Consider the following 26,622-nt stretch of genomic DNA (forward strand, 5'->3'; position numbering starts at 1 on the left):
CGGCGACGTGGTGTACGGCGTCGTGCGCGGCGACCTCGCCAAGCGGTACGCCTAGACCTGCGGGGTGACGGTGTCCAGGACGTCGATGACGTACATCCTGGGCTCGTCCTCCGTGCCCGGCACCGCGAGGCGGCAGCCGACGTGCCGCCCGGTCAGCGCCTCCAGCCACGACGCGGGCACCGACCCGGGCCGCAGCGTGAACGCGCTCGGCCCGCCCCGGCGGTAGGAGGAGTCGACGACCGCCCGCGACGGCCAGGCCGCGGCCACGTACTGGAGGACGACCTTGGCCCCCGCCACGATCTCCCGCCCCGAGCCGTCGATGAGCAGGCGGGGCGCGTCGCCGGGCCGCAGGTCGGACGGGACCACCGGCAGCGCGCGGCCGATCAGCCGCGCGTCCGGCGGGTAGCCGCCCAGGATGTCGAAGACGACGACCAGCGTGTCCGCGGGCGAGACGCCGGTGTGCGGCAGGTTGGGCCCGAGCGCGTCGGCGGCCGGGCCGACCAGCATGACCCGGCTGCCCGCCGGATGCCCGATGAGCGACTGCCGCCAGGTCTCCGACACCTGCCGCCCGTCGAAGACGACCGTGGTGGGCTGGTTGGCGTCGAACGTGCTCATGTAGGGCTGGTTGCCCGCCCAGCGCCGGATGTCCACGTCGGCGAGCACGACGTCGCCCGGCAGCGTACGACGCCCGCTGCCCAGCGACAACACGGTGATGCGGGGCGTGCGGCCGGGCTTGCCGGCCGGGATCGCGACGACGGGTTTGCTGCCGAACGTGCCGCTGACGACGGGCTGCGTGCCCTCCTCGGCCCCCTTGAAAGAGGCAGAGCCACACGAGGTGGCGAGCATCAGGACGGCGGGCCAGAAAAGGCGCACGGGTCTTCCTCCAGGACACGAAAAATCCGAGGGGTTATTTGCCGCAACGCGCACAAGGAAAGCCTGCGCTTCGTCCATCTCCCGACAAAGGCGCGCGCCCGCGCGCGGGCGCGGGAGACTGGAGGGCGTGAGCAAGCCCAGCCTGGCGCGCAGGGTCGCCGACGCGGCCGAGATCGCCCTGACCACCCGCAAGTACGTGACGTTCATCGACGTGGTCACGGGGCTGCGCTGGCTGCACTCGCGGCACGTCGACACCTGGCGGCAGGGACGGGTGCCCACGCTCGCCCACCTGGCCGCCGTCGACGAGGAACGCCTGGTCGCGACCGTCGCCCTGCTGCGGGACTGGGCGGAGGCCAAGGGGCTCAGGCCGGTGGACACGCCGTACGTGGCGGGCACCCGCGACCGCCGCGAGCTGCGCTTCACCGCCGGTCATCCGCAGGAGCCCTTCCGCGTCCACTGGATCTCGCCCGAGCTGAGCGAGGCCCGGGTGCGCCGGCTCACCGAGCGGCAGAGCAAGGCGCCCGACCTGGTGGCCGTGGCCCCGCTGGAGCCCTGGACGTGCGCGGGCTGCGGCGACACCGGCCCCTACCTGATCATGGAGGACGACCGTCCGCACTGCCTGACCTGCGCGGACCTCGACCATCTGGTGTTCCTGCCGGCCGGCGACGCGGCGCTCAGCCGCCGGGCCAAGCAGGAGAGCCGGCTCGCGGCCGTCGTCGTGCGCTTCAACCGGCGGCGCAAGGTCTACCAGCGGGCCGGCCTGCTGGTCGAGCAGGCGGCGCTGGAGGCGGCCGAGGAGCGGTGCCTGGCCGACGAGGAGGCGCGCGAGCGCCGCCGCGAGCGCGACCGGGTGCGCCGCGCCGAGCAGGACGTGGAGTTCCAGGCGCGGATGGCGGCCGAGATCGCCCGGCTCTTCCCCGGCTGCCCCGAGCAGCGGGCCCGGGACATCGCCGAGCACGCCGGGCAGCGCGGCAGCGGCCGCGTGGGCCGGACGGCGGCGGCCCGGGCGCTCGACGAGAACGCGATCACGCTGGCGGTGATCGCCTCGATCCGGCACCTCGACACCGACTACGACAACCTGCTCATGTCGGGCGTGCCGCGCATGACCGCGCGCGACATGATCAAGGAGCGGATCGAGAGCAGGCTGGCCGAGTTCCGCGGCATGCCAGGGAGGTGACTAGGTGACGGCGAGGCGCTGGGCGTAGCGCTCGTCGCGCCAGAGCTCCTTGTCCAGCACCTCGCGCAGCGTGGCCGCCGCGTCGTGGACGTCGACGTAGCGGATGTAGAGCGGGGCGAAGCCGAAGCGGAGGATGTCCGGCGCGCGGAAGTCGCCGTGCACGCCCCGGTCGATCAGCGCCCGCATCACCGGGTAGCCGTCGGGGTGGCGCAGGCTCACCTGGCTGCCGCGCGCCTCGGCGTCGGCGGGCGAGACGAGCTCCAGCAGGTCGCCGACCAGATCCACGAACAGCGAGGTCAACGCCATGCTCTTGGCCCGCAGCAGGTCCATCGGCACGCGTTCCCAGATCTCCAGCGCCGCGTCCAGGGCCGCGGAGGACAACACGTGCGGGGTGCCGACCGCGAACCGCCTGATGCCCTCGGCCGGCCGGTAGCCGGTCTCGAAGGCGAACGGGGCGGCGTGGCCGTGCCAGCCCTGCAGCACGTTCTCCGCGGTGGCGTGGTGGCGCGGGCTGACGTACAGGAAGGCGGGCGCGCCCGGCCCCGCGTTCAGGTACTTGTACGTGCAGCCCACCGCGAAGTCGGCCGCCGACACGTCCACCGGCATCGCGCCGACGCTGTGGCACAGGTCCCACACCATGAGCGCCCCGGCCTCGTGGGCGCGGGCGGTGACGGCCGGCACGTCGGCGCGGGCCCCGGTGCGGTAGTCGACCTCCGACAGCAGCACCACGGCCGCGTCGTCGAAGCGGCCCTCGGCGGCGTCGCGGATCTCGTACCCGCCGAGCAGCCCGGCCAGGCCCTGCACGACGTAGTGGTCGGTCGGGAAGTTGCGGGCGTCGGAGACGATCACCCGGCGGTCCGGACGCAGCCGCAGCGCCGCGGCGACCGCCTGGTAGATCGCGATCGACGTGGAGTTGCCCACCACGACCTCGCCCGGGCCCGCGCCGATCAGCGGGGCGATCCGGTCGCCGAGGGCGAGGGGCTGGTCGTACCAGCCGGCCTGGTTCCAGCCGCCCACGAGCTGCCCGCCCCACTCCTGCTCGACCGCCCGCCGTACGCGGTCGGCGGCGCGGCGCGGCAGCGCGCCGAGAGAGTTGCCGACGAGGTAGATCACGCCCTCCGGCAGCACGAACTCCTCGCGGAACGCACGCAGCGGGTCGGCGGCGTCCAGGGCCAGGCAGCGGTCCCGGTCGATCACGCGGTCACTCCTGTCGGGGCGGGTCGTGGACGCCCCCATTCCACACCATTCCGGCCGCGTGGAGCGACGCCGGGTCGCCCCGGACGTCCGGCCCGGGTGACCGGTCAGGCGTGCAGGGCGGTCGCCCAGAGGGCCGCCAGCGCCTCGCGGTGCCGCCGGTCGGCGTCCGCGTCGTACGTCGGGACGTCCGGCACGGCGAAGCCGTGAGCGGCCGGGTAGGTCTCCAGCGTGTGCCGCACGCCGGCCTCGGTGAGCGCCCGCCGCAGCCGTTCGTGCTGGTCGGGCGGGAAGGACCGGTCGGCCTCTGCCGCCGCGACGTGGATCGCCGCCCGCATCCGCCCGGCCAGCAGGTGCGGGCTGTCCGGGTCGCCCTCGGCGGCGAGGTTGCCGCCGTGGAAGGACGCGGCGGCCGCGACCCGGCCGGGATGGCGGCCGGCGGCCCGCAGCGCCAGCCGGCCGCCCATGCAGTAGCCGGTGACGCCCACGCCGGTCCCGGACACGTCCGGGTGGGCGGCGAGGAAGTCCAGGAACGCGCCCGCGTCCCGGTCGGCGAGGTCGGCGCCGACGCTCTTCACGAGCGCCTCCAGCCGTGCTCGCTCGGCCGGGTCGGCGAACACGGTGGCGGGGTCGAACGGCGTGTACGGGGTGCGGTAGTAGACGTCCGGCAGCAGCACCGCGTAGCCCGGCCCGGCCAGCCGGTCGGCCAGGACGGCGAAGGTCTCCCGGACCCCGGCGGCGTCGGGGTAGAGGATCACCCCCGGCCAGGGCCCGTCGCCGGCGGGCGTGTGCAGGGTGGCGGGGCAGGCCCCGTCCGGGGTGGGGACGACGACGGCCGTCCGTGGCATGGGAGCTCCTTTCAGTCCAGGAACGTCTCGGCGTCGCCGCCGAGGTTGACCGCCTCCCGCTCGGACTCCACGCGCGGCCGGGGCGCCCCGGGCCGGCCCTCGGGCGCGTGGCGCGGGTGGACGTCGCCGACCGCCTAGCCCTTGCCCGGGTGCAGGGCGCCGCAGGTGCCGCAGGTGCGGGCCTTGTCGTCGGCGTAGAACGCCTCGAACACCGGCGGCAGGTCCTTGACGATGTCGCGGACCTGCAGCTCGACCTCGTGCACCAGGGCGCCGCAGTCCGCGCAGTACCACTGGAACCGCTCCAGCGTGCCCTCGGGCCGGACGCGCTCGACCACCAGCCCGACCGAGCCCTCCTCGGGCCGCTGCGGCGAGTGCGGCACGCCGGCCGGCAGCAGCCACATCTGGCCCTCGCGCACGTGCACCGTCTCGGGGCCGTCGGGAGTGACCACGTTGACGTGCATGTTGCCGCGCACCTGGTAGAACAGCTCCTCGTACGGGTCCACGTGGAAGTCGGTGCGGGAGTTGGGCCCGCCGACCACCATGACGATGAAGTCGTCCGCGCCTTCGAAGACCAGCTTGTTGCCGACCGGCGGCCGCAGCAGGTGGGCGTGCTCGTCGATCCACTTGGTGAAGTCGATGGGGGGAATCATGATCGCTCCTGCGGGTGGTAGGCGACGGCTTGCATCTCGATGAGCAGGTGCGGGTGCGGGAGCTGGTGCACCGCCACCGTGGTCCGCGTCGGGCCCTCCTCGTCGAAGAACTCGGCGTAGACCTCGTTGTAGCCCTTGAAGTCGTTCATGTTCACCAGGTACGTGGTGATCTGCACGAGGTCGGCCAGCGAGCCGCCGGCCGCTTTGAGTATGTCGCCGATGTTCTCGATGACCGCCCGGGTCTGAGCGCGGATGTCCAGGTTCGTCGCCCCGTACTTGTCCACCTCCACGCCCACGAACGAGTCGTCCGGGCGCCGGGAGCTGGTGCCCGAGACGTACAGGAAGTCGCCGGCCCGCTTGACGTGCGGGAAGGCGCCGCGCGGCGTGGCCTTGCCGGGCACGCGCATGCCCTTGGACCTCACTTCGACCTCACTTCGTGAACACCGCCCGCACCGACCCCAGGCCCTCGACGCGGGCCTCCAGCACGTCGCCCGGCTCCACCGGCACGACCGGGCCGAGCGTGCCGGTCAGCACGACCTCGCCGGCCCGCAGCGGACGCTCGGTGCGGCCGAGCCGGTCGGCCAGCCAGACGGCGGCGTTGACCGGGTGGCCGAGGCAGGCCGCGCCGGAGCCGGCCGACACCTGCTCGCCGGACCTGGTCATCGTCATGGTGGCCGAGCGCAGGTCGATCCCGGCGAGCGGCACCGGCGTGTTGCCCAGCACGAAGACGCCGGCGGAGGCGTTGTCGGCCACGGTGTCGGCGAGCTGGATGTCCCAGCCGGCGACGCGGGAGTCGGCGATCTCGATGGCGACCAGCGCGAAGTCGATCGCCCGCAGCACCTCGGCCGCGGTGAAGGGGCCGCCCTCCAGGTCGCGGCCGAGCACCAGCGCGACCTCGGCCTCGGCGCGCGGCTGCAGCAGCCGGTCGTACGGGATGGGCATCCCGTCGGGGTAGGCCATGTCCGCGAAGAGCGGGCCGCAGGTGGGGTGGTCGATGCCGAGCTGCCGCTGGACGTCCGGGTTGGTGACGCCGATCTTGCGGCCGACCGGCCGGCGGCCCTCGGCGAGCGCCCGCGCCGTGGCGAGGTCCTGCACCGCGTAGGCGTCGGCGGCCGTCCCGATCAGGTCCCGGATCGGCGCGCACGGCTTGCCGGTGCGCACGGCTTCGGCCAGCCGCTCCGCGGCCTGCGAGCGCGCGTCCACGGCTTGGGACCATTCGTCATGCATCGGGCTGCTCCATCTTGATGGTGATCGTGGTGGGTTCGGAGTAGAAGTCCAGCGACTGGGTGCCGCCCTCCCTGCCGATGCCCGACAGGCGCAGCCCGCCGAAGGGCGTGCGCAGGTCGCGGAGGTACCAGGTGTTGACCCAGACCAGGCCGGCTTCCAGCCGTTGCGCCACCCGGTGGGCGCGGTCGAGGCCGCCGGTCCAGACCGCGGCGGCCAGGCCGTACTCGCTGTTGTTGGCCAGGTCGATCGCCTCGGCCTCGGTGTCGAACGGGGTCACGTGACACACCGGGCCGAAGATCTCTTCCCTGTTGAAGCGGGACCACTCGGACAAGCCTGTCATCACCGTCGGTTCCACGAAATAGCCTGAGTCGCGCTGATCCCCGAAGACCGGCGTGCCGCCTCCCGCGAGCACCTTGGCTCCCTCCGAGCGGGCCAAGGCGTAGTAGGACAGGACCTTCTCGCGGTGCTCGGCGCTGATCATCGGCTGCGGCACGACCTCCTGGGCGCGGGCCGCCAGCCGGTCGGAGAACTCCTCGAAGATCGGGCGCTGGACGTAGAGCCGCTCGGTGCACAGGCACACCTGGCCGCCGTTGGTGAAGACCGACCGGACGCAGCCCTCGACCGCGCGCTCCAGGTCGCAGTCCGCGAAGACCACGCCGGCGTTCTTGCCGCCCAGCTCGAACGAGACCGGCTTGACCCGGTCGGCCACCGCCTTCATGATCGCCGTGCCGGTGCGGGTGGAGCCGGTGAACGTCACGGCGTCCACCCAGGGGTGCTCGACCAGGAGCTGCCCGGAGGAGCCGTAGCCGTAGATGATGTTGACGACGCCCGGCGGCAGCCCGGCGGCGGCGCAGATCTCGGCGAACACGGCCGCCGAGCCCGGCGTGTGCTCCGACGGCTTGACCACGACGGTGTTGCCGGACACCAGGGCGGGGGCCAGCTTCCACGTCATGAGCAGGAACGGCAGGTTCCACGGCACGATCACCGCGACCACGCCGAGCGGCCGCCGCACGGTGTAGCTGAGCACGCCCGACAGGTGGAAGGCCTCGTCGGGGCGCTGGGCGGCGATCTCGGCGAAGGCGCGGAAGTTCGCGATGCCGCGCGGGATGTCGAGGGTGCGGGTCTGGTCGAGCGGCTTGCCGGTGTCGGCGATCTCGGCCGCGACGAGGTCGTCGAAGCGGGCCTCGATGCCCTCGGCGAGCCGCCGCAGCCACCCCGCCCGCTCGGCCACCGGCAGCGCGGCCCAGTCGCGGGCCGCCTCCCTCGCGGCGCGCACGGCGCGGTCGACCGCCTCCGGGTCGGCCTCGCAGACCTGCCTGATCACCGCGCCGGTCATCGGGTCGTGGACCGGGAAGGCCGTGCCCGCGGTCACCGGCTCGCCGCCGATGAAATGGGTCAGCACTGCGGTCTCCTCCTTCCGGGGGACGACGGGACCCCTCGATCGCCATCGTCTCCCCCGACCACGGGGGAGAGGACTCGGAGAAGACCTGTCCGAAAGGACATCTTCCGGTACCCCTTGATCGCTGTCCATCATGGACGAATGGCGCAGACGTGGGAATTGTGGGGAAAGGTGGTTATTGCTGGTACGTTTACCCTCTTCCTGGCGATTCCCGCGATCATGTTTCTCGCCCGCCGCCGGGCCCGCGCCGGGCACCCCGCGCCGTCGCGCAGCGCGATCGCCGATGTCGGGATCGTGGTCGGCACGGCCCCGTGGATCTGGATGACCCTGACCCCCGTGGGCGGCCCGGGCGGCGTGCGGCTGGTGCCGTTCACGGACCTGGCCGACCTCGCCTCGGCGCCGTGGCAGGCGGTGTTCGTGCAGGTGGGGGGCAATCTGCTGGTGTTCGCCGCGCTGGGGGCGCTGCTGCCGGTGCGCGCCGCGGCGATGGCCTCGACCGCCCGGGTTGCGGCGGTCGCGGCGGCCTTTTCGGTCCTGGTCGAGGTGCTCCAACTCATGCTGAAGTCGGGACGTTTCTCGTCCGTGGACGACGTCCTGCTCAACACGGCGGGCGCGGTGATCTCCGCGGCGGTTACTCGCCGCTGGTGGGCCACCCGGGATCCGGCCGGGACCGTTCCACGGTAACGGGCCGCTTAAACTCCGCGTAGTTCACCACACAGGCACGATCCGCTCAAAAACAACCCGCGACCAACCTCTGTATCTGTGCGATCGTGGACAAGACGGGGCAAGTTCTCTGGAGACGCCACAACCTGGTTGGTGACAGAGGGTGATCAAAGTTGTCTGAATCCCCGGTACCCCACGAGCCCCCTATCTATCGCCGCATCGCCGACGGTCTCCGCGCCCGGATCCTGTCCGGCGAGCTGCGTGACGGGGACCGACTACCGGGCGAGAACGCACTGATGGCCGACTACGCAATCGCACGAGCCACCGCCAGGCAGGCGCTTGCCGTACTGATCAACGAAGGGCTGGCGGTGCCCAAACGAGGTTCGGGGGTTTACGTGCGGCTGTTCAAACCGATCCGACGGCACGGCTCACGCCGTCTGTCACGCGAGCAGTGGGGCCAGGGCCGGGCCATCTGGGACGCCGACACCAGGGGCCGGCCGTTCACCGTCGACCACCTGGAGGTGGCTCTGGAGCGCGCCACGGAGGACGTGGCGGCCGTACTCGACTCCGGCGAGGTGTGGGTCCGCCGCCGCCGCTACTCCGTCGACGCCAGGCCCGTACAGCTGGCCAGCTCCTTCTTCCCCGCGCACCTGGTCCAGGGCAGCGCGATCACCCTGCCCGACACGGGTCCCGGCGGCGTCTACGCCCGCCTCGGCGACCTCGGCCTGCCCCCCGCCCACTTCACCGAGGAGGTACGGGCCCGGATGCCGCAGCCGCGCGAGAGCGCGTTGCTCGACCTGCCGGGCGGAACACCGGTCATCGTCATCGCGCGCACGGCGTACACGTCGGGCGGGCTCCCCGTCGAGGTCAACGAGATGGTCCTGGACTCGGCCGCATACGTACTCCAGTACGACTTCGATGCCTAGTTCAACCCGATCTGTCAAGCGGTAGGTTGACCTGTCCTTCAGATCATTGAATTCTCTAGAGAAGTCCTTCATCGTCTAAGGAGATGGAAACCTCGCCTGGGGCCCGGAAGGTGGACAGCGATGTCCTTTGATCGGCACCTCGCCGAGATCGCCCGGGAGTATCCCCGATGGACCATCTGGCGGAGCGACGCGGGCCGCTGGTGGGCCACGAGACACCATCCGCTGAGCGCGGCGCAGCGCGAGGCCGGATGCGCGATGACCATCGACGCGGACGACCCGGACGGCCTTCGGGACCACCTCCGGGACCAGGAGAGACGGGCCGGCGAGCCACACCGGTGGCAGACCGGCCCCGCACCACCCTGACGTCCGCCGTGGGGCGGCCCCACGGCGGGCGCACGCGAGCAGCCCGGTGCCGGGTCCAGCGTCTCGGCGGCCCCGGCACCGGGCCCCCAAACCGCGGGGCCACGAGCGCGGAAGCCTCCGACCCTATCGGGGGCGGAGGCTTCCGCTCCTGGCCGCTCCCTAGCTCCTGGGCATCCTGACGACGGTGACCTCCGTGTCGTCGGGGGCGGGCCGGTCGTGGACGGTGACCGGGCGCGTGCGGTCGTCCTCGTCGTCCTCGACGATCACCCGCACGTCGTCCTGCGGGTGGGGCCTGGGCTCGTCCTGCGCCTGCTCCCGCGGGCCGGCCTGGGACGGCGGCTCCGGGTGCGCCTGGGGCTCGGTCACGGAGTCGGGACCGGCGTGGAGACCCGCCTCGGGGCTCGTGTCGTGGCCCGCCTCGTGGCCCGCCTCGTGGCCCGCGTCGCGGCTCGCGTCGTGGCCCGCGTCCTGGCCTGCCTCGGGGCCCGGGTTCGCCGGGAGCTGAGGCTGCTGCCGGGGCGGCGCGATGGCCTCGGGCACCAGCGGCCCCGCGCCCGACTCGGTGCGCATGAGGTCGCCGAGCACCGAGCTGATCTCGTTGAGCCGGCGCACCACCTCGGTGTGCGTGTTGGTCAGGTAGTCCACGCGCCGGCCCGCCTGCTCGTCCAGCGCCGCCGTCCGCTGCCGGGCCGTGGCCAGCATCGCCTCGGCCTCGCTCCGGGCGCTCATGACGAGCTGCTCGGCCTGGGCGCCGGCGTTCTTCATGAGCTGCTCGGACTCGGCCTGGGACGTGGTGAGCAGCCGCTCGGCCTCGCCCCGCGCCTCACGCAGGGTCTCCTCGGCCTCGGCGCGGGCCGAGACGAGCTGCTCCTCGGCGTCGGAGCCGGCCTGCGCCAGCATGCGCTCGGCGGCCTGCGTGGCCTCGTTGACCCGGCGCTCCGCCTCGGCCTGCGCGGAGGTGAGGATCTTGTCGGCGGTCTCGCGCGAGGTCGTCAGCAGCCGCTCGGCCTCGGCGTGCGCCGACTCGCGCACGGCCGTGGCCTCGGCCTCGGCCTCGGCGCGCTTGGCCGCGGCCTCCTCCTCGCCGAGCTTGAGTATCTGGGCGAGGCGGGGGCTCAGGTCCTCGTAGCTCTGCGGCGTCTCGACCATGCGCCGCCGGGCCTCCGCCAGCTCGATGCGGCCCTGCTCGGCCTGGTCGATCGCCCGTGCCAGCCGTTCTTCCAGATCCCGTATCTGGTTACGGGTGCGCAGCATGTAGTCGTGCACCTGGCGGCGGTTGTAGCCGCGCATCACGACCTCGAAGGTGTCCTCTTGCATCAGATCGGGGAAGTTCTCGTGCTGGTTCATCATGGGGGTTACCTAAGGGTGGTTTGCGTGAGGCGGGGGAAAACTGCTGGTTGTGAGGGTCTGACAGCGACACGTCAGGAAACGACTTTCCTGCCATCTGCCCACGTCCGCAACCGGAACGCCATACCCGGACCGGGAATTACGATGTGACGAATGTACATAGCGGCATTGGACGGCGGCGCGGTCCCCGACATCCATCCCGAGGCGTACCTCGCCCCCGGCGCGACCGTGGTCGGCCGGGTCCGCGTCGGACGGGCGTCCAGCATCTGGTACGGCTCCGTGCTCCGCGGCGACGACGAACGCGTCGAGATCGGCGAGGAGTGCAACGTCCAGGACCTGTGCTGCCTCCACGCCGACCCCGGCGAGCCGGCGATCCTGGAGGACCGGGTGAGCCTGGGCCACAAGGCCATGGTGCACGGCGCCCACGTGGAGCGCGGCGCGCTGATCGGCATCGGCGCGATCGTGCTCGGCGGCGCCCGCGTCGGCGCGGGCACCCTGGTGGCCGCCGGGGCGCTGGTCGGCCCGGGCAAGAAGATCCCGTCCGGGGTGCTGGTCGCCGGCGTGCCCGGCCGGATCGTGCGCGAGCTCACCGACGACGACCGGGCGTCCTTCGCCCGCACCCCGGACAACTACATCGCCAAGGCGCTCAGGCACCGGCGGGCGTCAGCACTTTGACGAGGACGTTCTCCGGCACGGACTTGTCGTTGAGCGGGTCGGCGTAGTCGGGCAGCTCCGGCCGGAGGAACCGGACGAAGTCGACCGTCAGCTTCAGGTCGGGCGTGCCCTTGACCTGCCGGGCGTTGGCCTTGGCCGCGTCCTTCTTGAGCGCGGCGTAGCTGTCCCAGTCGGTGTAGGCGGTGACGCCCCACTGGAGAGCGTCCGGCAGGTTGGAGGGCCAGCGCTGGCCGACCTTCCACTGGCCGCCCTGCTCCCGGTACAGCGCGGCGAAGACCCGCCCGGCGCGCGCCAGGACGAGATCCACCCAGCCGGCCTTGACCGGGATCTCCTTGGGCTTGGAGCTGCCGTTCTCGGTCCATTTGACCTCGATCTGGCCGCTCTTCCCTGCGGCGCCGGTGGTGATGGAGACCCAGTTGGGGCTGGCGTACGAGCCGGGCTGGCGGGCCATGAGCCCGCCGAGCGAGAACTGGCGCTTGGGCCGGCCGCCGTTCTTGCCCTCGACCTTGACCCGGGCGTGCATCACGATGTCGCCCGCGAGGTCCTGGTAGAGGAAGGGGCCGCGGAAGCCGTCGAACCAGGCCGAGGTCTTGGGCTCCAGGTAGAGCGAGCCCTTCACGGTCTTGTTCACGTCGAGCTTGGCGATCCGGTCGACGTCCTTCTCGGTGTCGCTGAGCTTGGTCCACATGGCGAGGTCGCGGGCGTCGGCGAACTCGGTGGAGGCCTCGCCGACCTCACCGCCGGGCGCCGGCGGGGTGGCCCGGTCGAGCGTGAGCACGCCGGGGCCGGTGAGGGCGGGCTCCGCCGAGCCGGTCTTGCCGCATCCGGCGAGCACGCTCACGACCGCCAACGTCCCTGCCACCTTCACCCTCATAGCGGACATTCTGCCGTGTTCTGCCGATGGGTTGACCCGGACCGGTTCAGTACGATGACGCCCGTGCCACCCTGGGATGCGTTCACCGCCGCCGAGGCGGCGGTCCGCGCGATGGTCGCCGACCCGCGCTGGCAGGAGCTCCCGGTGCCCGACCGCGCCCACGTGCTGGCCGCCAGGATCCTCGTGACGCGCGACGGCGACCGGTGGCTGTTCGGCGCGCACGCCCGCTGGCACCTGCACGACCCGGCGACCGGCCGCTGGCACCTCGCGCCGCCGCCGCGCGGCACGCGCGCCCGCCAGGTCCGCCATGCCGCGGCCGACCTGCCGCCCGAGGTCGTGCCGGCCGGGCCCGACTTCCACGCCGAGCCGGGCTCCACGATGGCCTTCATCGGCCCCGACGTCTCGGCCGACCTCACCGAGCGGGTGCGCGTGCTGGTGCGGGCCTGCGGGCGCAAGTCGGAGCTGGACTATCCGCTGACGGCCTTCGACGACATCTTCGCCGGCGACGTGCCGAGCACGGTGGCCGCCGTCTGGGGCGCGGTCATGTGGTGCGCGTACGCGCCCGCCTTCGACGGCAACGAGCGGCTGATCACGGTCTTCGGCGAGTACCTGCGCCGCCCGCTGCCCGGCGACGAGTGGGTGCGCTGGCTGCCCGCCCCGCCGCTCATGGACCTCGTCACGCTGGTCGCCGAGCGGGCCGGGGCCGGCCGGCCGCGCGAGGCGCTGCGGCTGGCCGCCGTGCTGGCCGACGCCGCACAGGTGCTGATGTCCGACACCCGGTTCAGGCCGCGGGCGCTCGCGCTGCTCACCATGGTGGAGCCCGCGCTGCGCCGGCCGGGCCTGGACGACGGCCTGCCGGACGCGGCGGAGGTGCGGCGGGCGTGGCTGGGCCGCGCCCCCGCGCGGCTGGGCCGGGCGCTGCTGCCCGAGACGGACGTGGCGGCGCACTTCGCGCACTCCGTCTACGACCTGGCCGAGGCGCTGGCCTTCACGCGTGACCCGGCGCGGGCGGCGGCCGGGTTCCTCGCCGACCTGTCGGACTCCCGGCGCAGGCTGCCGGCGCTGCTGGACCACCGGCTGCGGGCGGCGTACGAGGAGCTGGAGCGGGCGGGGCGCACCGAGACCTCCGTGGCCGAGACCACCGCGCCCGAGGGCTTCCCGGTGCGGGCGGGCGGGCTCTCGACCGTGCCCGCGCCGGTGCTGGAGGTGGCGCCGCCCGACCGGGCGAGCGCCGCGGCGGTCCTGGGGGCCGCGTACGCCACGGGACTGGCCTGGGGACGGCTGACGGGCGCCAAGGTGCCGGAGCGGGGCCTCGCGGGCCAGTCGGCGCTCGTGAGCAAGCTCGTCCACGAGCGGGACGACCACCCGGCCGGCGACTCCCGTCACATCTAAACCACTAATCTCGCTATTTCCCCCTTACCTCCCCTATATCGTTCTAACACTCGAACGATCAGCAAATTCGCTGAATTGTGATCTCTGATTCGGGAAATGACCCCACTGGGGCCCCGGGGCGCCGAAAGGAATGACTCCTATGGGCCATGTCGCCGGAAGGGGGTCGCGCCGTAACCTCGAAGAGGGTGTGGGCTGCGGAAGGAAAGGACGACGCGGTGGGGCACGACGAGCTGGACTCTCGGGTCCACGACCGTGTCGCGTTGGACGAGATTGCGCTCTACGCCGAGGTGCTCACGGCCGTGGCTGTCAGCGAGCGGCGGCTGACCTTGGACGAACTCGACGACGCGCTCGGATTGCGGACTTCGGCGAGTCGCTGAAGGACCATCACGACCATTACCGAACCCCGGGAACCTAGTTCCCGGGGTTTCGCATAACTAGTCACTTGCCGGCCCGCCCTCCTACGAAAGGATGAGGCCGCTCACGACTTGACCAGACGGGCGATGGCCGCCGAGGCCTCCTTCACCTTCGCCTCGGCCTCCGGGCCGCCCGTGTTGATGGCGTCGGCCACGCAGTGCGAGATGTGCTCCTCCAGCAGGCCCAGCGCCACGGCCTGGAGGGCGCGCGTGGCGGCGGAGACCTGGGTGAGGATGTCGATGCAGTACGCGTCGTCCTCGACCATGCGCTGCAGGCCCCTGACCTGACCCTCGATACGCCTGAGCCGCGTCAGATATGCCTGCTTGTCTCCGCTGTACCCATGCATGCTTCTACGGTACCCGTAACCCGTATGCCGCCGGGGTCAATGCAGATCAGCGATCAGTTTCTCCCATTGCCCGGCCACCTCGGCCGCCGCGTGCCTGGCCGCGGTGTCGAGCGCGCCGGCCGCGAGCGAGCGCCGCCTGCGCTCGTCGTCGATCAGCGCCAGCAGCGCCATCGCCAGCACCTCCTCCTCGGGCCCCGAGTCCGGCACCAGCACGCCGTTGTAGCCCGTGGCCACGAACTCGGCCGGGGCCCGCGCCCCCTCGTAGGCCACCACCGGCACGCCGCAGCCCATGGCCTCCAGCACCGTCATGGCCTGGTCGTCGCCGCGCGAGGGGTGGGCCACGATCGAGGCCTTGGCGAACTCGCCCGCGAGGTCGGGGGTGGTGCCCATGAAGTAAACGTGGTTGTGCAGATGGAGCTCCTGGGCCAGGGCGCGCAGCCGCCGCTCCTCCGGACCGCCGCCGTACAGGCGGAGCTGCCAGTCGGGCCGTTTGTCGGCCACCACCGCGAACGCCCGGATCAGCCGGTCGTAGCCCTTGACCGCCACCCAGCGCCCGCCCGCCGCGACGATCCTGTTGTCCATGCGCGAGCGCGGCCACGGGCCGGGCGGCAGCGCGTCCTGCACGAAGCACACGGCAGGGCTGACAGCAGGGCTGACGGCAGGACTCGAAGCGGGGCTCCCGGCAGGGCCCACGGCGGGCCCGTCGCCGAGGAGCCTGCTCCACTCCTCCCGGCCCGCCTCCGTGGCCGTCACGACGGCGTTCAGCCGCGGGTAGAAGCGTCTGACGGGCCCGGGCACGGCCGGCCGCGCCCACTCCCTGGCGATCTTGAGGAGCTCGCGCGGCGCGTGCCTGGCGGCCTGCACGCCGAGCCCCGGCCTGGTGGTGATCAGCACGTCGGACCTGAGGCCGCGCAGCACCCGCCAGAGCGCGACCTCGGTGCGCACCTGGCCGCGCGGCAGCAGGTGCCGCACGCCCGGCCGGGCGTCCACCACGCTCCGCATGACCACCCCCGGGCCGACCGGGAAGAACGGCTTCTCCTTCTGCCGGCGCACGCTGATCACCTCGACCTCGTGCCGCTCGGCCAGGGCGTTGGCCAGGTTGAGCGTGGCCCGCACGTCGCCGCGCATGCCGTAGGCGGAGGGCAGGAGGAGGGAGACCTTCATGCGCCCACCTCGATGCGCAGCTCGTCGTCGGCCGTGTAGCAGGGCCGGACGGGCACGCCGTCCACCTCCAGCGCGGGATAGGGGAGCCGGCGGCGCTTGCCGTCGACGTCGTCGAGGCGGGAGCCGAGCCGCAGCGGCGTCGGGACGCCCTCGACCTGCAACGTCGGCTCCCAGGTGCCCGCGCCGTCGGGGTCGGCGGCCAGCACGTCCACCAGCGAGACGGCCGCGTGGAAGCGCACCCCCTGGACGAGGGCCGTGGCCGACACCCGGGCGCCGGCCTGCCTGCGGTCGAGGGTGAGCGTGGCCTCGTGGCGGGAGTCGTCGTCCTCCAGGCCGGTGAAGGCCAGCAGGCCCATGACCTCGAAGCGGCCCTCCCTGAACCACACCCTGCGCACCTCGGCGACCGGCTCGGCGTCGGTGATCTTCAGGGCGAGGAAGCCGTTGCGGGTGCGGTAGGAGCGGTAGGCGAGCGTGCGCTTGCACAGCGCGTACGCGTCGAGGTGGTCCAGCGAGAAGCCCGGGTCGACGCTCTGCAGCCGGTTGCGCCGGCCGTCGTGGCGCAGGTAGGCGTCCCAGCGGCCGGCGGACAGGTCGAGCGGCGCGAGCGAGACCGCGAGCGTGGCCTCGCGCGCCCGCGCCCCCGGCGTGCCGAGCCGCACCTCGCGCTCCACCCCCGTGGTGCGGTGCCGCAGGACGAGCTCGGTGCCTTCGCGCAGTGGTTCGTCGATGGAGAGGCGCAGGGAGAGCACGTCAGCCAGGGTCACCTCGGCGTCGGTGACGACGACGCCCATCACGAGCCCCCTCCCCGTCGAATAGACCCATGCGACGTTGAGGTTACCGTGATTTTCCCGTTATGTGGATGGCAGATTTCTCGTAACCACCCTTGTTGACAAGCGGAACTCCTCCACACCAGGTGTGGAGGAGTCCGACTTTTCATCGTCAGGAAGCGCCCTTGACCGATTTGATCAAGAGCTGGGCGACGTCCACGACTTCCAGCGAGTCCTTGGCCTCGCCGCTGTTCTTCTTCTCGTTGATCGCGTCACCGAGCATCACCATGCAGAACGGGCACGCGGTGGAGACGGTGTCGGGATCGGTGGTCAGCGCCTCGTCCACCCGCTCGGTGTTGATGCGCTTGCCGATGCGCTCCTCCATCCACATGCGCGCGCCGCCGGCGCCGCAGCAGAACCCGCGGTCCTTGTGGCGGTGCATCTCCTGGGTCTGGACGCCCGGCACCTTCGCCATGATGTCGCGGGGCTGGGAGTAGACCTTGTTGTGGCGGCCGAGGAAGCACGGGTCGTGGTAGGTGATCTTCTCCTCGATCGGGGTGACCGGGGTGAGCAGGCCCTCGTCCACCAGCTTCGCCAGGAGCTGGGTGTGGTGCACGACCTCGTAGGTGCCGCCGAGCTGCGGGTACTCGTTGGCGAGGGTGTTGAAGCAGTGGGGACAGGTCGCGACGATCTTCTTGACGCCGGCCTCGTTCAGCGTCTCGATGTTCTGCTGGGCCAGCATGTTGAACAGGTACTCCATGCCGAGGCGGCGGGCCGGGTCGCCGGAGCAGGCCTCCATCGGACCGAGCACCGCGAACTTCACGCCCGCGATGTGCAGCAGCTCCGCGACCGCCTTGGTGGTGCGCTTGGCGCGGTCCTCCAGCGCGCCCGCGCAGCCCACCCAGAACAGGTACTCGGCGTCCTCGGGCATCCTCTCCTCGACGACCTCGACCTCGAAGTCGAGCTCCTCGATCCAGTCGGCCCGCTTCATCTCGGACATCCCCCACGGGTTGCCCTTGTTCTCCAGGTTCTTGACCATCACCCCCGCCTCGGACGGGAACGACGACTCGACCATCACCTGGTAGCGGCGCATGTCGAGGATGTGGTCGATGTGCTCGATGTCCACCGGGCACTGCTCGACGCAGGCGCCGCAGTTGGTGCACGACCAGAGCACGTCGGGGTGGATGACGCCGTCCTCGCCGACCAGCGGCTTGTCCAGCAGCGCCAGCACGTCGGTGTCCTTGTGCTCGACGCCGTTCGCGGCGGCCAGCAGGTACGGGGCCACCTTGAAGGCGTGGTCGCGCTGGTCGAGGATGAGCATCTTCGGCGACAGCGGCTTGTCGGTGTTCCAGGCCGGGCACTGCGACTGGCAGCGGCCGCACTCGGTGCAGGAGTAGAAGTCGAGGAAGCCCTTCCACGTGGTGTCGGCGATCTTGCCGCGGCCCAGCCGCTCGGGGTCGAGGTCCTCGTCCTCGAAGTCGACCGGCTTGCCGTCCACGCGCAGCTCGGGCGCGGGGCCGAGGCCGTTGGGGCGGCGGGAGAAGAGCACGTTGAGCGGCGCGGTGAAGATGTGCAGGTGCTTGGAGTTCACCACGATGACCAGGAACACCAGCATGAAGCCGATGTGCAGCAGGAGCGCGATCTCCTCCAGCAGCTCGCTGCGCGGCAGCACGCGGCCGAGCGCGAGCGACGCCTCCGCCCCCCAGCTGTAGGGGAAGTTGCCGTTGGCGGCCGAGGCGCCGCGGGCCAGGAACAGCGTCCAGATGATGTTGAAGATCATGAACAGCACGAGCCACGCGCCGCCCAGGTGGGAGCCGGAGAAGCGGGAGGCGCGCCCATGCGTCTTCGGGCTCTCCTTGATCCGGATCGCGGCGAAGACCACCAGGCCGACCAGACAGGCCACGGCGATGAAGTCCTGGAGGAAGCCCAGCACGCCCCAGGTGCCGATGAGCGGGATGTGGAAGTTGGGGCGGCCGGTGACGGCGCCCTGGACGATCCCGCCGTACGCCTCGATGTAGACGGTCAGCAGGATGAAGAACGCCCACATGACGAAGAAGTGGGCCACGCCCGACGGGGTCCACTTCAGCAGCTTGCGCTGGCCGAACACCTCGGTCAGCTGCGCCTTGGCCTCCTCGCCCGCGTGCGTCCTCGCGTACTCGACGCGTTCGGGCGCGGGCGGCCCCACGGTCGCGAGCTTGTACAGGAACTGCACCCGGCGGCCGGCGACGGCCACCGCCAGCACGGTCATGACGAGCCCGATGATGGCTACCCAGAGCACGGGGTCCTCCCACAGACGACGATGGCTGTCGTTGGCTGTCAGCGTACGTGCAGCCGCCTCACAGGCCAGTACCCCGGATTCTACCGGCGAGTAACATAACCGGGGCACGTGACATACCCTATGGTCACCGTCCCCTCCAGAACAATGCTCTAGCCCGTGAAGTACCTCTGGATCGTCGGCCCCAGCAGCTCCACCAGCTCCTCGGGGTCGGCGCTCGCCATCGGCTCCAGCTTGAGCACGTAACGCGCCATGATCATGCCGAACATCTGCGCGAAGGCCGCCTCGATCCGCAGGTACGGCACCTCCAGCCGGTCGGCCACCTGGTAGAGCAGGGCGTTCGTGATGAACTCCCGGAACATCGCCTGCGCCTGCTCGTTCGTCATCGCGGAGCGCAGCAGCGCCACCATCGGCTCGCGCGTCTCGGGCGCGGCGGTCACCCGCAGCAGCATGCGCACCAGCCGCTCGCCGATCTCCTCGCGCGGCCCGTCCAGCAACGTCGGGACCATCACCTCAGGCGTGACCGGCAGCCGCATGGCCGCCGCGAAGATGCCCTCCTTGGTGTCGAAGTAGTGATGGACGAGCGCGGGATCGACGCCGGCCTCCTTCGCGATGCCGCGCACGGTCGCCTTGTCGAACCCCTTCTCCGCGAACACCCGCCGCGCCGCGGTCAGGATCTCCCCCCGCGTGTCCACGGCCCCGGGCCGCCGCCCGGGCCCCCGCCTCGCGGTGCTCATGACCGCGCCCCGGTCGCCGCGCCCCCTCGCGTCACCTGCCCACCGCCAGGTAGACCCGCATGGGCACCGACAGCAGACCTTCGGGGAACTCGCGGCGCAGCTCGGCCCGCTGCCGCTCCACCAGCGCGTCGGCCGCCTCCGGCGACAGCGCCGCCATGTACGAGTGGGAGCGCAGGTCGAGCAGGAAGTCCTCGATGCCGACGAGCCGCGTCCAGGGGATCCACCGCTCCTCGATCACCTCGAAGGCCGCGGCGATGGGCGGCACCGCCCACTCCTCCACCGCCGGCCCCCAGTACGCCGGCACCTCCTCGGCCAGCCGCGCCTCGTAGTCGGCCAGCCAGCGGGCCTGGGCGGCGTGGTGCAGGTTCCAGCAGCCGACGATCGCGCCGCGCGGCCGCAGCACCCGCCGGGCCTCGGCGATCGAGGCCGCCGGGTCGAGCCAGTGCCAGGACTGCCCGTACGTCACCAGGTCGGCCACCCCGTCGGCCACCGGCAGCGCGTTGCCGTCGCCCTGCACGGCCGCGAGCGGCGGCTGCCCGCCGCCGCCGGCCCGCGCCAGCAGCCGCGCCAGCATCCCCGCGCCAGGATCGACGGCGATCACCTGCGAGCCGCGCGCCCGCAGCGCCCGCGTCAGGATGCCGGTGCCCGCGCCGACGTCCACCGTCATGGCGCCGTCGAGCTCGACGCCGGTCAGCTCGCACACCGCGCGGTACATCTCGTCGGGGTAGCTGGGCCGGCCTGCGTCGTAGGCGTCGGCCACCCGGTCGAACACCCCGCCCAGCTCGCGCATGGGACCGATGTTCATGTGGTGGCCGCCAGGTGGAGGCGGGCGAAGGCCAGCCCCTCCGCCAGGTCGTCGATGCGCTCGGTGCGGCTGGCGGCCTTGCGGGTGTTGATCTCCAGCACCACCAGGCCGGAGTAGCCGGTGGTGGCCAGGCGCTCCAGCATCTGGGCGCACGGCTGGGTGCCCCGGCCGGGCACCAGGTGCTCGTCCTTGTTCGTCACGCCGACGCCGTCGGCGAGGTGCAGGTGGGCCAGCCGGTCGCCGAGCTTGACGGCCATCTCCATCGCGTCGGAGCCCGACACCGCCGTGTGCGACAGGTCGAGGGTGACCTGCGGGAAGTCGTAGTCGATCGGGTTCCAGTCGGGCGCGTACGGCACCACGTCGTTGCCCCTGGCCCGCAGCGGGAACATGTTCTCGACCGCGAACGTGACGTCCGTCTCGTCGCGCATCCTGGCCAGGCCGGTCTCGAACTCCCTGGCGTACTCGCGCTGCCACCGGAACGGCGGGTGCACCACGACCGTGGAGGCGCCGAGCCGCTCGGCCGCCTTCTGCGCCTTCAGCAGCTTGGCCCACGGGTCGCGGCCCCACACCCGCTGCGTGACCAGCAGGCAGGGCGCGTGGATCGCCAGGACGGGCACCTGATAATGCTCGGAGAGCCGCTCGATCACGTCGATGTCCTGGCTCACCGGGTCGGCGCCGACCATGATCTCCACGCCGTCGTAGCCCAGGCGGGCGGCCAGCTCGAACGCGTCGGGAGTGCGTTCCGGATATACCGAAGCCGTGGACAATGCGATCTTCGCATTGGGCACGCGGATGACATCAGCCACGTTGCCAGCCTAAGCCGGATAAGCCGAGAAGGCGCGCGACCCCCTAGCGTTGGGGCATGCCACGCATTGCGAAGGGGGCGGTTCCCAGCCCGAACATCTGGAACACCCCGCAGGTCTACGAGCTGGAGAACCGCGCCGTCGACCCCGAGCGGGCCGCCGAGGCCGCGATGCGCGCGGTGCGCCCCTGGGACGGCGCCACCGTGCTCGACATCGGCTGCGGCACCGGCTACCACCTGCCCGGCCTGGCCGCCGAGGCGGCCCGGGTGATCGGCGTGGAGCCGCACCACGACCTGGCCGCGCTGGCCCGCCGCCGCTGCGCCGCGCTGCCCGGCGTCAGCGTGCACGCCGCGGCGGCCCAGGACCTGCCGCTGCCGGACGCGAGCGTGGACGTGGCGATGGCGCGCTGGGCGTACTTCTTCGGGCCCGGCTGCGAGCCCGGGCTGCGCGAGCTGTCGCGGGTGCTGCGGCGCGGCGGCACGGCGTTCGTCATCGACCTGGACGCCACGCGCGGCGCGTTCGGGCGGTGGTTCTCGCGGACCGTTCCCGCGTACTCGGCCAGGGAGGTCGAGGCGTTCTGGGACCGGCACGGCTGGCAGCGCCGGCCGCTCGACCTCCGCATGGCCTTCGAGCGGCGGGCCGACCTGGAGGCGGTGCTGCGCATCGAGTTCGCGCCCGAGGTCGCCGAGCAGGCCATCGCCGAGACGCCGGGGCTGGAGCTGGCCTACCCGAACGTGCTGCGCTGGCGTCACTACTGAGGCTTGACATTGACGTCGGTGTCAACGTTTACCGTGGAAGCATGCGCATCGGAGAGCTGGCGGAACGCACCGGGGTGAGCACCCGCTCGCTGCGTTACTACGAGCAGCACGGGCTGCTCAAGGCCCGGCGCGGGTCCAACGGCTACCGGCAGTACACCGAGGACGACGTGAAGCTGGTCAGCGAGATCCGGGCGCTGCTCGCGGTCGGCTTCACCCTGGAGGACACCCGCCCGTTCGTCGACTGCCTGCGCAGGGGGCACAGCACGGGCGGCGCGTGCGCCGAGTCGGTCGAGGTGTACCAGCGCAAGCTCGACGAGATCGACGCGGAGATCCGGGCGTTGCTCAACCGCCGCGCCGAGGTCGCCGCCCAGCTCGCCCAGTCGTGCCCGGGTTGTTTCGTAAGGGGATGAATCACATGATCACGCTGACCACCGAGAACTTCGAGGAGCAGGTGCTCAAGAGCGACAAGCCGGTGCTGGTCGACTTCTGGGCCGAATGGTGCGGGCCGTGCCGGATGGTGGCGCCCGTGCTGGAGCAGATCGAGGCCGAGCGCGGCCTGACGATCGGCAAGCTCAACACCGACGAGAACCCCGAGATCATGGCCAAGTACGGCGTGATGGGCATCCCGACGCTGCTGCTGTTCGAGAACGGCGAGCCGGTCAAGCGGGTCGTCGGCGCCAAGCCCAAGCGTCTGCTGGAGGGCGAGCTGGGCCTCGCCTGACGGGAGTTTGTCGGCGCGCGGCGCTAGCCTGCTCGGCATGGCCAAGACGACTGCCCCGAAGCCCGGCTACCGCTGCGCCGAGTGCGGCTGGCGCACCAGTAAGTGGGTCGGCCGGTGCGGCGAGTGCCAGGCGTGGGGCACGGTCGACGAGGAGGGCGGGCGGGCCGGCGTCACCATGGTCCAGGGCGGCGCCACCACCGCGCCCGCCCTGCCCATCGGCCAGGTCAAGGCCGAGGTCGCCACGGCCCGCACCACCGGGGTGAGCGAGCTCGACCGCGTGCTCGGCGGCGGCCTGGTGCCGGGCGCGGTCGTGCTGCTGGCCGGCGAGCCCGGCATCGGCAAGTCCACGCTGCTGCTGGAGGCCGCGGCCCGCATCGCCGAGCGCGAGACCGTGCTCTACGTCACCGGCGAGGAGTCCGCCGCCCAGGTGCGGCTGCGCGCCGACCGCATCGGCGCCATCCAGCCAAATCTCTACCTCGCCGCCGAGACCGAGCTGTCGGCGCTGGTCACCCACGTGGAGAAGGTCCAGCCGACGCTGCTCGTGGTCGACTCGGTGCAGACGATCGGCTCGGCCCAGGCCACCGGCGTGCCCGGCGGCGTCACCCAGGTGCGCGAGGTCGCGGCCAACCTCGTCCGGCTGGCCAAGGAGCGCAACATGGCGGCCGTCCTGGTCGGCCACGTCACCAAGGAAGGCTCGATCGCCGGCCCGCGCACGCTGGAGCACCTGGTCGACGTCGTGCTCAACTTCGAGGGCGACCGCTACTCCCGGCTGCGCATGGTCCGCGCGATCAAGAACAGGTTCGGCCCCACCGACGAGGTCGGCTGCTTCGACCTGCACGAACGCGGCATCGAGGGCATCACCGACCCGAGCGGCCTGTTCGTCTCCCGGCGCAGCGAGCCGGTGCCCGGCACCTGCGTCACCGTCACCGTCGAGGGCACCCGCCCGCTGCCCGCCGAGGTGCAGGCCCTCGTCGCGCGCACCGAGGCGCAGCAGCCCCGGCGCACCTCCTCCGGGCTCGACACCTACCGCGTGCAGATGATCCTCGCCGTCCTGGAGCGGCGGCTCAACGCCCGCCTCGGCGGCTGCGACGTCTTCACCGCCACCGTGGGCGGCATCAAGCTGGCCGACCCGGCGGTCGACCTGTCGGTCATGCTCGCCGTGGCGAGCGCCGCCGGCGACAAGCCGCTGCCGGCCGGGCTGGTCGCGCTCGGCGAGGTCGGCCTGGCCGGGGAGCTGCGGCCGGTCAAGGACGTGCGCCGGCGGCTCACCGAGGCCGCCCGGCTGGGTTTCAAGCGGGCGCTCGTCCCCGCGGGCTCGCTGGAGGACGGCACCCGCCGGCGCGCCGGGCAGCGCGCGCTCGTGCCGGTCGGGCCGGTCGCCTTCGCGCCCGGGTTCGAGGTCGTGCAGGCGGAGAACGTCTGGGACGCTCTCACACACGTCACATAGCACGGCTAAGCTGGGCGTGACCGATCGACACGGGGGTCAGGTGGATAGGAGTCTGGACGACCGCCGGCGCGAAGCTCTGGCGGCGGTGGCGCCGGGCACGCCCCTGCGCGACGGCCTGGAGCGCATCCTGCGCGGGCAGACCGGCGGGCTGATCGTGCTCGGCTACAACGACGGCGTCGAGACGCTCTGCAGCGGCGGCTTCCAGCTCGACGTCGACTTCTCGGCGACCCGGCTGCGCGAGCTGGCCAAGATGGACGGCGCCATCGTCATCAGCGACGACGACAAGATCGTACGGGCCGCCGTGCACCTCGTGCCCGACCCGTCCATCCCCACCGACGAGTCCGGCACCCGCCACCGCACCGCCCAGCGCGTCGCCCGCCAGACCGGCCTGCCCATCATCGCGATCAGCAAGTCGATGCGGATCATCGCCCTCTACCTCGACGGCATCCGCTACGTGCTGGAGGAGTCGGCGGCCATCCTGTCCAAGGCCAACCAGGCCCTCGCCACGCTCGAACGCTACAAGCACCGCCTCGACGAGGTCTCCGGCACGCTGTCGGCCCTGGAGATCGAGGACCTCGTCACCGTCCGCGACGTGGCCGCCGTCGCCCAGCGGCTGGAGATGGTGCGCCGCATCTCCGACGAGATCAAGGGCTACGTGGTCGAGCTGGGCACCGACGGGCGGCTGCTGTCGCTGCAGCTCGACGAGCTGGTGGCCGGGGTCGACTCCGAGCGCGAGCTGGTGGTGCGCGACTACCTGCCCGCGCCCTCCGGGCGGCGGCACAAGCGGCTGCCGGAGGCCATGCACGACCTCGACCAGCTCTCCGGCGCCGACCTGCTCGACCTGTCGGCGGTCGCGCACGTCCTCGGCCACCACGGGGCCGACAAGCTCGACAGCCCGGTCAGCCCGCGCGGCTTCCGGCTGCTCGCCAAGGTGCCCCGGCTGCCCGCCACCGTCGTCGAGCGGCTGGTCAACCACTTCGGCGGGCTGCAGAAGCTGCTCGCGGCCAGCATCGACGACCTGCAGGCGGTGGGCGGGGTCGGCGAGTCCCGGGCGCGCAGCGTCCGCGAGGGCCTGTCCCGCCTCGCCGAGTCCTCCATCCTCGAACGCTACGTCTGACCCGTCCCCTCCGGGGCGCTCAGCGGAGGTGGAAGACGCCCTTGGTGCTGCGCAGCCTCCCGAAGCGGGCGGTGGCGACGTACGTGCCGGGCAGCGCGGCCGGCGGGGTGGAGCGGCAGTCGGCGCTGGAGCGGCGGCGGTCCCAGCTCAGCGACCGCACGTACGGCACGCCCCGCTGCAGCTCGGCGACGTCGTTCGCGACGCCGCTCACGCAGTCGGCGGTGGACCAGATGCGGTCCTGCCCCGAGGTGATCCGGATCTCCATGGCGCGCGGCCCGACGTCGGCCCGGCACATCACCGGGCCCGTGTTGACCAGCGTGACGATGAAGGACGGCCGGACGTCCGCCGCGTAGATCTGGTCCTTGCCGCCCTGGAGGCTCAGCACGAGGTCCTCCTCGGCGCAGGGCGCGCCCGGCCGCTTGTACCGGGAGGTCGCGGGGGTGGGCCGGCCCGACGAGGTGGGGGTCGGCGACGGGCTGGCGGTGCCCATGGCGAGCGTCCGCAGCCCCGCCAGCAGCGGATCGACCGCCGGCGTGGCGCTCGGCGACGCCTTCGCCTCCGAGCTCTGCTCCGGCCCGCCCTCGCCCCCGCTGGAACACGCCCACGCCACCACGGCCACCACGACGAGCACCGCCACCAGCACGCTCATCCGGCGCCGCCAGTAAACGTCACCGCCGTCGCCACGCATCGTCTCGGGATCCATAGGCTCCAGCATGGTAACCAGAGCGATGCGCACAGTGACGACACGCCGAGGTCATTCCCGTAGGCATACCCTTGTCGGCGTGGTTGAGCCTCATCTCCTGCACAACGCTGTCCTCAGTTGGTACGAGGACAACGCAAGAGACCTGCCCTGGCGGGCCGCCGACGCCACCCCGTGGGGCGTGCTGGTCAGCGAGATCATGCTGCAGCAGACCCCGGTCGTCCGCGTCCTGCCGGTGTGGCACGAGTGGATGGAACGCTGGCCCACCCCCAAGGACCTCGCGGCCGAGCAGCCCGGCGAGGCGGTGCGCCACTGGGGCCGGCTCGGCTACCCGAGGCGGGCGCTGCGCCTGCACGCCTGCGCCCGCGCGATCACCGACGAGCACGGCGGCGAGGTGCCCGCCGACCACGCCACGCTGCTGGCCCTGCCGGGCATCGGCGAGTACACCGCCGCCGCGGTCGCCAGCTTCGCCTACGGCGGCCGGCACGCGGTGCTGGACACCAACGTGCGCCGGGTGTTCGCCAGGGCGGTGCGCGCCGAGGAGTACCCGCCGACAGCCACCTCGGCGGCCGAGCGGCGGCTGGCGGAGTCGCTGCTGCCCGAGCTGGGCGCGGCCCGCTGGGGGGTGGCGGTGATGGAGCTGGGGGCGCTGGTCTGCACGGCCCGCGCGCCACGCTGCGCCGACTGCCCGCTCGCCCAGGTGTGCGCCTGGCGGCTCGCCGGCAAGCCGCCGCACGCCGGGCCCGCGCGCAAGGGCCAGACGTACGCGGGCAGCGACCGGCAGTGCCGCGGCCGCCTGCTGGCGGTGCTGCGCGCCGCCCACGGGCCGGTGCCGAAGGCGGCGCTGGACGTGGTGTGGGACGACGCGGTCCAGCGCGAACGCGCCCTGGACGGCCTCGTCGCCGACGGCCTCGCCGAAGCCCTCGACGACGACACCTACCGCCTCCCCCACGCCTGAGG

The 26,622-nt window shown here is 72.4% G+C and carries 30 protein-coding genes; 13 read left to right on the forward strand and 17 right to left on the reverse strand.

Translation table 11 applies throughout. From position 1 onward, the window contains the following. Window positions 1–51: 51 nt before the first annotated feature. Window positions 52–873 carry an FKBP-type peptidyl-prolyl cis-trans isomerase gene (locus tag MF672_RS08915; RefSeq protein ID WP_242372348.1) on the reverse strand — a complete coding sequence of 274 codons (822 nt, stop codon included), beginning with the start codon at window positions 871–873 and terminating at the stop codon, window positions 52–54. Between the two features lie 127 nt (window positions 874–1,000). On the opposite strand from MF672_RS08915, the gene MF672_RS08920 reads away from it, so the two are divergent. Further along, entirely contained in the window at window positions 1,001–2,050 is a 1,050-nt protein-coding gene (locus MF672_RS08920) for a DUF2293 domain-containing protein (protein WP_242372345.1), read from the forward strand. Here the strand turns inward: MF672_RS08920 and MF672_RS08925 are convergent, their stop codons facing one another. The 6 genes from MF672_RS08925 to MF672_RS08950 form a co-directional block, all read right to left on the reverse strand. Further along, the gene (locus MF672_RS08925) at window positions 2,051–3,247 is read right to left on the reverse strand and encodes a kynureninase (RefSeq protein WP_247815208.1); all 1,197 of its coding nucleotides are present in this window, start codon (window positions 3,245–3,247) and stop codon (window positions 2,051–2,053) included. A gap of 104 nt (window positions 3,248–3,351) precedes the next feature. Beyond that, complete coding sequence (locus tag MF672_RS08930; RefSeq protein ID WP_242372338.1) at window positions 3,352–4,092, reverse strand: dienelactone hydrolase family protein; 741 nt, start codon at window positions 4,090–4,092, stop codon at window positions 3,352–3,354. Window positions 4,093–4,226: 134 nt separating this feature from the next. Further along, entirely contained in the window at window positions 4,227–4,742 is a 516-nt protein-coding gene (locus MF672_RS08935; RefSeq protein ID WP_242372335.1) for a 3-hydroxyanthranilate 3,4-dioxygenase, read from the reverse strand. Continuing rightward, entirely contained in the window at window positions 4,739–5,164 is a 426-nt protein-coding gene (locus MF672_RS08940; protein WP_242372332.1) for a RidA family protein, read from the reverse strand. Before MF672_RS08940 ends, MF672_RS08935 begins: the two co-directional genes overlap by 4 nt. Window positions 5,165–5,171: 7 nt before the next feature. Then, window positions 5,172–5,969: a 2-keto-4-pentenoate hydratase gene (locus MF672_RS08945; RefSeq protein WP_242372328.1), complete on the reverse strand. Its 798-nt coding sequence runs from the start codon at window positions 5,967–5,969 to the stop codon at window positions 5,172–5,174. Next, entirely contained in the window at window positions 5,962–7,371 is a 1,410-nt protein-coding gene (locus tag MF672_RS08950; RefSeq protein WP_242372326.1) for an aldehyde dehydrogenase family protein, read from the reverse strand. Before MF672_RS08950 ends, MF672_RS08945 begins: the two co-directional genes overlap by 8 nt. Before the next feature lie 138 nt (window positions 7,372–7,509). Between MF672_RS08950 and MF672_RS08955 the strand changes: the two genes are divergently transcribed. The 3 genes from MF672_RS08955 (at window position 7,510) to MF672_RS08965 (ending at window position 9,320) form a co-directional block, all read left to right on the forward strand. Beyond that, a complete protein-coding gene (locus MF672_RS08955) occupies window positions 7,510–8,052 on the forward strand; it encodes a VanZ family protein (protein ID WP_242372325.1) in 543 nt (180 codons plus the stop codon). 152 nt (window positions 8,053–8,204) lie between these two features. After that, window positions 8,205–8,957: a GntR family transcriptional regulator gene (locus MF672_RS08960; RefSeq protein WP_242372323.1), complete on the forward strand. Its 753-nt coding sequence runs from the start codon at window positions 8,205–8,207 to the stop codon at window positions 8,955–8,957. 120 nt (window positions 8,958–9,077) lie between these two features. Continuing rightward, entirely contained in the window at window positions 9,078–9,320 is a 243-nt protein-coding gene (locus MF672_RS08965; protein ID WP_242372321.1) for a hypothetical protein, read from the forward strand. A gap of 159 nt (window positions 9,321–9,479) precedes the next feature. Here the strand turns inward: MF672_RS08965 and MF672_RS08970 are convergent, their stop codons facing one another. Next, window positions 9,480–10,670, reverse strand: coding sequence for a hypothetical protein (locus MF672_RS08970; protein WP_242372320.1), 1,191 nt, complete (start codon window positions 10,668–10,670; stop codon window positions 9,480–9,482). A 150-nt stretch (window positions 10,671–10,820) separates the two neighbouring features. Here MF672_RS08970 and MF672_RS08975 point away from each other — a divergent pair, with 150 nt between their 5' ends. Beyond that, complete coding sequence (locus MF672_RS08975) at window positions 10,821–11,342, forward strand: gamma carbonic anhydrase family protein (RefSeq protein ID WP_242372319.1); 522 nt, start codon at window positions 10,821–10,823, stop codon at window positions 11,340–11,342. On the opposite strand, the gene MF672_RS08980 is transcribed toward MF672_RS08975, so the two are convergent. Further along, window positions 11,314–12,216 carry a DUF1349 domain-containing protein gene (locus MF672_RS08980; RefSeq protein WP_242372317.1) on the reverse strand — a complete coding sequence of 301 codons (903 nt, stop codon included), beginning with the start codon at window positions 12,214–12,216 and terminating at the stop codon, window positions 11,314–11,316. The two genes, MF672_RS08975 and MF672_RS08980, sit on opposite strands and share 29 nt — an antisense overlap. 54 nt (window positions 12,217–12,270) lie before the next feature. Between MF672_RS08980 and MF672_RS08985 the strand changes: the two genes are divergently transcribed. Both MF672_RS08985 and MF672_RS08990 read left to right on the forward strand, forming a co-directional pair. Beyond that, window positions 12,271–13,608, forward strand: a complete 1,338-nt coding sequence (locus MF672_RS08985; RefSeq protein WP_242372315.1) for a hypothetical protein — start codon at window positions 12,271–12,273, stop codon at window positions 13,606–13,608. A gap of 215 nt (window positions 13,609–13,823) precedes the next feature. Continuing rightward, window positions 13,824–13,985 carry a hypothetical protein gene (locus tag MF672_RS08990; protein ID WP_242372313.1) on the forward strand — a complete coding sequence of 54 codons (162 nt, stop codon included), beginning with the start codon at window positions 13,824–13,826 and terminating at the stop codon, window positions 13,983–13,985. Window positions 13,986–14,086: 101 nt separating this feature from the next. Here the strand turns inward: MF672_RS08990 and MF672_RS08995 are convergent, their stop codons facing one another. The 7 genes from MF672_RS08995 to MF672_RS09025 form a co-directional block, all read right to left on the reverse strand. Beyond that, window positions 14,087–14,368, reverse strand: coding sequence for a metal-sensitive transcriptional regulator (locus MF672_RS08995; RefSeq protein ID WP_242372311.1), 282 nt, complete (start codon window positions 14,366–14,368; stop codon window positions 14,087–14,089). A gap of 36 nt (window positions 14,369–14,404) precedes the next feature. Beyond that, window positions 14,405–15,532, reverse strand: a complete 1,128-nt coding sequence (locus MF672_RS09000) for a glycosyltransferase (protein ID WP_242372308.1) — start codon at window positions 15,530–15,532, stop codon at window positions 14,405–14,407. Further along, on the reverse strand, window positions 15,529–16,323 hold the full coding sequence (locus tag MF672_RS09005) for a hypothetical protein (protein WP_242372497.1): 795 nt from the start codon (window positions 16,321–16,323) through the stop codon (window positions 15,529–15,531). Before MF672_RS09005 ends, MF672_RS09000 begins: the two co-directional genes overlap by 4 nt. 148 nt (window positions 16,324–16,471) lie before the next feature. Then, window positions 16,472–18,577, reverse strand: coding sequence for a (Fe-S)-binding protein (locus tag MF672_RS09010; RefSeq protein WP_242372306.1), 2,106 nt, complete (start codon window positions 18,575–18,577; stop codon window positions 16,472–16,474). Window positions 18,578–18,726: 149 nt separating this feature from the next. Further along, window positions 18,727–19,311, reverse strand: coding sequence for a TetR/AcrR family transcriptional regulator (locus MF672_RS09015; RefSeq protein ID WP_242372303.1), 585 nt, complete (start codon window positions 19,309–19,311; stop codon window positions 18,727–18,729). Window positions 19,312–19,342: 31 nt separating this feature from the next. Continuing rightward, window positions 19,343–20,116 (reverse strand): class I SAM-dependent methyltransferase, encoded by a 774-nt coding sequence (locus MF672_RS09020; protein WP_242372301.1) that lies wholly within the window; start codon window positions 20,114–20,116, stop codon window positions 19,343–19,345. Then, window positions 20,113–20,922 carry a sugar phosphate isomerase/epimerase family protein gene (locus tag MF672_RS09025; RefSeq protein WP_242372298.1) on the reverse strand — a complete coding sequence of 270 codons (810 nt, stop codon included), beginning with the start codon at window positions 20,920–20,922 and terminating at the stop codon, window positions 20,113–20,115. Before MF672_RS09025 ends, MF672_RS09020 begins: the two co-directional genes overlap by 4 nt. Window positions 20,923–20,978: 56 nt before the next feature. Here MF672_RS09025 and MF672_RS09030 point away from each other — a divergent pair, with 56 nt between their 5' ends. Genes MF672_RS09030 through disA form a run of 5 tightly spaced genes read left to right on the forward strand, consistent with a single transcriptional unit; the run spans window position 20,979 to window position 24,962 of the window. Next, window positions 20,979–21,677 (forward strand): class I SAM-dependent methyltransferase, encoded by a 699-nt coding sequence (locus MF672_RS09030; RefSeq protein WP_242372295.1) that lies wholly within the window; start codon window positions 20,979–20,981, stop codon window positions 21,675–21,677. A gap of 41 nt (window positions 21,678–21,718) precedes the next feature. Further along, window positions 21,719–22,087, forward strand: a complete 369-nt coding sequence (locus MF672_RS09035; protein ID WP_242372293.1) for a MerR family transcriptional regulator — start codon at window positions 21,719–21,721, stop codon at window positions 22,085–22,087. A 5-nt stretch (window positions 22,088–22,092) separates the two neighbouring features. After that, on the forward strand, window positions 22,093–22,398 hold the full coding sequence (gene trxA, locus MF672_RS09040; RefSeq protein WP_242372290.1) for a thioredoxin: 306 nt from the start codon (window positions 22,093–22,095) through the stop codon (window positions 22,396–22,398). A 37-nt stretch (window positions 22,399–22,435) separates the two neighbouring features. Next, window positions 22,436–23,845, forward strand: a complete 1,410-nt coding sequence (radA, locus tag MF672_RS09045; RefSeq protein ID WP_242372287.1) for a DNA repair protein RadA — start codon at window positions 22,436–22,438, stop codon at window positions 23,843–23,845. Window positions 23,846–23,885: 40 nt separating this feature from the next. Next, on the forward strand, window positions 23,886–24,962 hold the full coding sequence (disA, locus tag MF672_RS09050; protein ID WP_242372283.1) for a DNA integrity scanning diadenylate cyclase DisA: 1,077 nt from the start codon (window positions 23,886–23,888) through the stop codon (window positions 24,960–24,962). A 19-nt stretch (window positions 24,963–24,981) separates the two neighbouring features. Here disA and MF672_RS09055 read toward each other — a convergent pair whose 3' ends face one another. Then, window positions 24,982–25,665, reverse strand: coding sequence for a hypothetical protein (locus MF672_RS09055; RefSeq protein ID WP_242372280.1), 684 nt, complete (start codon window positions 25,663–25,665; stop codon window positions 24,982–24,984). Between the two features lie 196 nt (window positions 25,666–25,861). Here MF672_RS09055 and MF672_RS09060 point away from each other — a divergent pair, with 196 nt between their 5' ends. After that, window positions 25,862–26,620: an iron-sulfur binding domain-containing protein gene (locus MF672_RS09060; RefSeq protein WP_407654763.1), complete on the forward strand. Its 759-nt coding sequence runs from the start codon at window positions 25,862–25,864 to the stop codon at window positions 26,618–26,620. Window positions 26,621–26,622 lie beyond the last annotated feature (2 nt).

Origin of the sequence: Actinomadura luzonensis (assembly GCF_022664455.2) — a bacterium.
In the GTDB taxonomy this organism is placed as follows: Bacteria; Actinomycetota; Actinomycetes; order Streptosporangiales; family Streptosporangiaceae; genus Nonomuraea; species Nonomuraea luzonensis.

Coding starts and splice junctions, on each gene's coding strand:
- MF672_RS08985 (WP_242372315.1), top strand. CDS start 12,271: ATGACGCCCGTGCCACCCTGGGATGCGTTCACCGCCGCCGAGGCGGCG.
- MF672_RS09005 (WP_242372497.1), bottom strand. CDS start 16,323: ATGGGCGTCGTCGTCACCGACGCCGAGGTGACCCTGGCTGACGTGCTC.
- trxA (WP_242372290.1), top strand. CDS start 22,093: ATGATCACGCTGACCACCGAGAACTTCGAGGAGCAGGTGCTCAAGAGC.
- MF672_RS08975 (WP_242372319.1), top strand. CDS start 10,821: ATGTACATAGCGGCATTGGACGGCGGCGCGGTCCCCGACATCCATCCC.
- MF672_RS09055 (WP_242372280.1), bottom strand. CDS start 25,665: ATGGATCCCGAGACGATGCGTGGCGACGGCGGTGACGTTTACTGGCGG.
- MF672_RS08995 (WP_242372311.1), bottom strand. CDS start 14,368: ATGCATGGGTACAGCGGAGACAAGCAGGCATATCTGACGCGGCTCAGG.
- MF672_RS08980 (WP_242372317.1), bottom strand. CDS start 12,216: ATGAGGGTGAAGGTGGCAGGGACGTTGGCGGTCGTGAGCGTGCTCGCC.
- MF672_RS09000 (WP_242372308.1), bottom strand. CDS start 15,532: ATGAAGGTCTCCCTCCTCCTGCCCTCCGCCTACGGCATGCGCGGCGAC.
- MF672_RS09015 (WP_242372303.1), bottom strand. CDS start 19,311: ATGAGCACCGCGAGGCGGGGGCCCGGGCGGCGGCCCGGGGCCGTGGAC.
- MF672_RS09060 (WP_407654763.1), top strand. CDS start 25,862: ATGCTGCAGCAGACCCCGGTCGTCCGCGTCCTGCCGGTGTGGCACGAG.
- MF672_RS09030 (WP_242372295.1), top strand. CDS start 20,979: ATGCCACGCATTGCGAAGGGGGCGGTTCCCAGCCCGAACATCTGGAAC.
- MF672_RS08970 (WP_242372320.1), bottom strand. CDS start 10,670: ATGATGAACCAGCACGAGAACTTCCCCGATCTGATGCAAGAGGACACC.
- MF672_RS08965 (WP_242372321.1), top strand. CDS start 9,078: ATGTCCTTTGATCGGCACCTCGCCGAGATCGCCCGGGAGTATCCCCGA.
- radA (WP_242372287.1), top strand. CDS start 22,436: ATGGCCAAGACGACTGCCCCGAAGCCCGGCTACCGCTGCGCCGAGTGC.
- MF672_RS08930 (WP_242372338.1), bottom strand. CDS start 4,092: ATGCCACGGACGGCCGTCGTCGTCCCCACCCCGGACGGGGCCTGCCCC.
- MF672_RS09035 (WP_242372293.1), top strand. CDS start 21,719: ATGCGCATCGGAGAGCTGGCGGAACGCACCGGGGTGAGCACCCGCTCG.
- MF672_RS08945 (WP_242372328.1), bottom strand. CDS start 5,969: ATGCATGACGAATGGTCCCAAGCCGTGGACGCGCGCTCGCAGGCCGCG.
- MF672_RS09020 (WP_242372301.1), bottom strand. CDS start 20,116: ATGAACATCGGTCCCATGCGCGAGCTGGGCGGGGTGTTCGACCGGGTG.
- MF672_RS08935 (WP_242372335.1), bottom strand. CDS start 4,742: ATGATTCCCCCCATCGACTTCACCAAGTGGATCGACGAGCACGCCCAC.
- MF672_RS08955 (WP_242372325.1), top strand. CDS start 7,510: ATGGCGCAGACGTGGGAATTGTGGGGAAAGGTGGTTATTGCTGGTACG.